The 3,021-nt window shown below is 69.0% G+C and carries 3 protein-coding genes and 1 pseudogene; all 4 read right to left on the reverse strand.

Annotated elements, in window-relative coordinates; genetic code table 11:
- The coding region (locus AB4Z01_RS36045; protein ID WP_441701639.1) for a YbgF trimerization domain-containing protein at positions 1 to 298 on the reverse strand (298 nt) is incomplete at its 3' end.
- Positions 299 to 480: 182 nt separating this feature from the next.
- Complete coding sequence (gene pal, locus AB4Z01_RS36050; protein WP_441701640.1) at positions 481 to 957, reverse strand: peptidoglycan-associated lipoprotein Pal; 477 nt, start codon at positions 955 to 957, stop codon at positions 481 to 483.
- Between the two features lie 122 nt (positions 958 to 1,079).
- The gene (tolB, locus tag AB4Z01_RS36055) at positions 1,080 to 2,393 is read right to left on the reverse strand and encodes a Tol-Pal system beta propeller repeat protein TolB (RefSeq protein WP_441701642.1); all 1,314 of its coding nucleotides are present in this window, start codon (positions 2,391 to 2,393) and stop codon (positions 1,080 to 1,082) included.
- A 16-nt stretch (positions 2,394 to 2,409) separates the two neighbouring features.
- Positions 2,410 to 3,021, reverse strand: a pseudogene (locus AB4Z01_RS36060) (hypothetical protein); the annotation flags it as partial.

Here is a 3,021-nt window from a genome sequence, read left to right on the forward strand (position 1 = left end):
TGGCCGGGGCCGGGACCGGCGCCGCCTTGGTGCTGCCGCCACCGCCGCCCTCGAGCTCGTTCAGGCGGAACTCGATGTCGGCCTGAGCCCGCTTCAGCTGATCGGCGAGCTGCTGGTTCTGGTACTGCAGCTGCTCGATCTGGCCGGTCAGCTGCGAGATCTGCTGCTCCAGCGTGCTGACCCGAACCTCGAGCTGGGCCTCGTAGCTCTGCGCCCGGCCGGGCCCGGACGGGGCCAGGACCGCGACGGCGAACGCCGCGACTGCAAGAATATTCCATCGCCTGTGCGAAGCCGGCATGTCGCCTCCACCTCCATGGTTCGGGGCACGGGACCGATCCGATCTTGGGCCGATCCAAGCGGCGAAAATAAGACGCGCCGGGCACGGCGACAACGGCGATGCCGCTGCCGCCGTCCGGCGCGCAAACCGTCCGACCAGCGGCGGGCAGGCACCAAAGGCGCCGCCCGCCGACCTGGCGGAGATCAGTTGACGACGGTGACCGCCCGGCGGTTCTGCGCCCAGGCCGACTCGTCGTGGCCCGGCACCGCCGGACGCTCCTTGCCGTAGCTGATGGTGGTGACCCGCGACGGGGCAACGCCATTGGCGATCAGGTAGTTGCGCACCGAGTTGGCGCGGCGGTCGCCGAGGGCGAGGTTGTACTCGCGGGTGCCGCGCTCGTCGGCATGACCTTCGACGGTCACGGCGACGCTCTGGTACTGCTGCAGCCAGCCGCCCTGCTTGTTCAGGGTGGCCTGCGCCTCGGGGCTCAGGTCGAAGCCGTTGAGCGAGAAGAACACCCGGTCGCCGATGTTCTGCGCCAGATCCTGCTGCGAGCCGGGGACCGCGGTGCCGCCGGAGCCGAGGCTGCCGGCGCCGGCACCGGTGCCGGCGTTCTGGGTGGAGCTGCAGGCCGTGGCCAGCAGCAGAGCCCCCATGAGGGACACAATCTTGAGACGCATGGTATTTTGCCCCTGACGTGGATCCGACTTTACGATTCGGAAAGCGGTTGAGGGAAAAGCAGGTTACTGCCTGCTCCGCAAGGTATTTCTTGCGTTATTTCTAGCATTTCCGCGGCTTGCCGTCACGGCAGCAGCGGCGACCAGGCGGCATCGGACGCGTCGAAGGGCGTCGGCACCGCGGCGCTGACCCGGCCGGTGATGTCGACCGTGACCAGCTTGCTGCCGCCACCGCCGCTGGCGGTATACATCAGCACCCGGCCATTCGGCGCCCAGGTCGGGGCTTCGGCCAGGAACCCTGAAGCCAGGTCGCGCTCGCCGGTGCCGTCCGGCCGCATCACCCCGATCGAGAACTGGCCGCCCGAGATCTTGGTGAAGGCGATCAGGTCGCCGCGCGGCGACCACACCGGCGTGCCGTAGCGGCCCTGGCCGAAGCTGAGCCGGCGCACCCCGGAGCCGTCGGAGTTCATGATGTAGATCTGCTGGCCGCCGCCGCGGTCGCTCTCGAACACGATCTGCGACCCGTCCTTGGAATAGGAGGGCGAGGTCTCGATCGAGGGGTCGGAGGTCAGGCGCTGCGCCGAGCGGGTGCGCAGGTCCATGACGTAGATGTCGGTGTTGCCGGCCGACGCCATGCTGAAGATCACCCGGTTGCCGTCCGGGCTGAAGCGTGGCGAGAAGGTCATGTTCGGAAAGTCGCCGAGCGATTCCTGCCGGCCGCTGCCGAGGTCGAGCAGATAGACCCGCGGCTTGTTGTTCACATAGGCCATGTAGGTGATCTGCTGCGTGTTCGGCGAGAAGCGCGGCGTCAGCACCAGCTGGGAACCGTCGGTCAGGAACTGATGGTTGGCCCCATCCTGGTCCATGATCGCCAGCCGCTTGACCCGGTTGATCTCGGGCCCGGTCTCGGAGACGTAGACGATGCGGGTGTCGAAATAGCCGTCCTCGCCGGTCACGGCGCGGTAGATCTCGTCCGCGATCTTGTGGGCGACGCGGCGCATCAGGGCGCTGTCGCCGGTCAGGGTCAAGCCGGTCAGCTGCTGCTCGGCGGCGACGTCCCAGAGCCGGAAGTCGACGTCGAAGCGGCCGTCACCGCGCGGCCGGACCTGGCCGGTGACCAGGGCCTGCGCCGCCAGCACCTTCCAGTCGGCGAAGCGCGGGCCCTGCTGCAGCGACGCCGCGTCCTGGGTGAAGGCGCGCGGATCGATCGGCGCGAACAGGCCGGAGCGCTGCAGATCCGCCGAGATGATCTGGCTGATCTGGCTGCCGACGGAATCACCCGGGAAGTCGGTGATCGCGATCGGCATCGGCTGGGTCACGCCCTGGTTGATGTCGATCCGGATCTCGGCCCGCGACGGCGTCGCCGCGAGGGAGAGGGATACGACCGCAGCCAGGGCGGCCAGCGTGGTCTGGAGGAAGCCTCGTTTCATTGCCTTCACCTCAGTTCCTGGCTGGTCAAAACATGTCCTTGGGGTCGAACACGAGTCGGAAGGTGTCGTCCGGCCACCCCCCTTGCGGGACAGGCCATTGATCGAACGTGACGTAGACGGCACGCACCGCCGCACGAGCCGCCGCGTTGCTGCGCATCGAGGGATCGGCGAGTTCCACGGAGGACAGCTTGCCGCTGCCGTCGATCCGGACGAGAACCTCGACGACGGGAATATCCTGTGCCGCGCGATCCACATTCCACTGCCGACCGACAACCCCGGCGATCGCCTGCTTGTCGCCCCGGCTGATGTCGCGCGACCGCGAATTCTGGCCCGAGGGCGCGGCCGGGCGGTTGGAGCGACTGTTGCTCGGCCGCGTCGAGGTGGATTCACTGGTCAGGGCCGCGAGCGCGTCGCTGTCGACCGACTGGGACTGGCCCTGCGCCGATCGCGTCGGCGTGGCAGCAGCTTGCTGCGATGCCGGCGGGGGCGGTGCTGGCCGCTTGCCGGGGCGCGGCGCATTCGTCGGCGAGATGGCCGGGCTGGTCTCAGCCGTCTCGGCCGGCGGCGTCGGCGGGGACGCAGTCGGGGTCGGCTCCGCCTGCGGCTTGCCCGAGGGTGGGTTCGGCCGCTGCTGCGG

This window comes from Inquilinus sp. YAF38, from assembly GCF_052113205.1.
GTDB lineage: Bacteria > Pseudomonadota > Alphaproteobacteria > DSM-16000 > Inquilinaceae > Inquilinus.